This is a genomic window from Nocardia sp. NPDC057353, assembly GCF_042667085.1.
Classification (GTDB): domain Bacteria; phylum Actinomycetota; class Actinomycetes; order Mycobacteriales; family Mycobacteriaceae; genus Nocardia.
In genome coordinates this window covers 1-1281 of record NZ_JBHVAK010000140.1, presented here as the reverse complement: position 1 = coordinate 1281, position 1281 = coordinate 1, and the positions used below count along the sequence as shown (strand labels likewise).

General features: G+C 65.4%; 1 protein-coding gene. It reads left to right on the top strand.

The window, feature by feature from the left end; genetic code table 11:
- Positions 1 to 71: 71 nt before the first annotated feature.
- A protein-coding gene (locus ACFUUZ_RS31685; protein ID WP_378702722.1) for an IS3 family transposase occupies positions 72 to 1249 on the top strand; the annotation gives its coding sequence in 2 pieces (ribosomal slippage) (positions 72 to 356 and positions 359 to 1249; 1176 coding nt in all).
- Positions 1250 to 1281: the final 32 nt, after the last annotated feature.

The following is a 1281-nucleotide window of genomic DNA, read 5'->3' as shown; positions in this document are numbered from 1 at the left end:
GGGGGACTGCTGCATGGGTTGGTGACATCTGATCTGTGGTGCCGTGGGGCACTGCTGGAAGGATGGACACCGTGCCCAAGCCCTATCCCCGAGAGTTCCGCGACGATGTCGTGCGGGTCGCTCGCAATCGCGAGCCCGGTCAGCAGTTGAAGCAGATCGCGGCCGATTTCGGGATCAGCGAGTCGTGCCTGGCCGGCTGGATGAAGGCTGCTGACGTCGAGGACGGCATCTCACCGGGGACAACCGCGGCCGAGAACGCTGAGTTGCGGGAAGCGCGGAAACGGATCAGGTTGCTCGAGCAGGAGAACGAGGTCCTGCGACGGGCGGCGGCGTATCTGTCGCAGGCGAACCTGCCGGGAAAATGATCTACCCGCTCGTCCGTGAGCTGGCCGCTGACGGGATCGCTGTCGCGGTGACGTGCCGGGTGCTGAAGATCGCGCGCCAACCGTACTATCGGTGGCTGGCCGAGCCGGTCACCGCCGCTGATCTCGGGCGGGCGTATCGGGCGAATGCCTTGTTCGATGCTCACCGCGACGATCCCGAGTTCGGGTATCGGTTCCTGGCCGACGAAGCGTTGGCCGCGGGTGAGCCGATGGCGGCGCGGACAGCGTGGCGGATCTGCTCGGCGAACAAGTGGTGGAGCAGTTTCGGCAAGAAACGCGGCGGCAAGAGCGGTCGGTCGGGTCCACCCGTGCACGACGATCTGGTCGCACGAAATTTCACCGCGGATGCACCGAATCGGTTGTGGCTCATCGACATCACGGAACATCCGACCGGGGAAGGGAGGCTTTACTTGTGTGCGGTCAAGGATGTGTTCTCGAACCGGATCGTGGGCTATTCGATCGACTCACGGATGAAGGCGCGCCTCGCCGTCGATGCTCTGGCTTCGGCCGCGGCCAGGCGCAGCACAGCCGGAGACGAGGTCGCCGGCTGCATCGTGCACAGCGACAGGGGGTCGCAATTCCGGTCCCGGAAATTCGTCCGCGCTGTGAATGCTCACGCGATGGCCGGGTCGATGGGCCGGGTCGGTGCCTGCGGGGACAACGCCGCAATGGAATCGTTCTTCGCCCTGCTGCAAAAGAACGTCCTCGACCGCCGGCCCTGGGGCACTCGCGGTGAGCTCCGGATCGCGATCGTGACCTGGATCGAACGCACCTACCACCGGCGCCGTCGCCAAGCCAGGCTCGGCAGATTGACCCCGATCGAGTACGAAGCGATCATGACCACGGCAGCCACTCAGGCCGCCTGACCGAACCCGTCACCAACTCGTGCAGCAGTCCC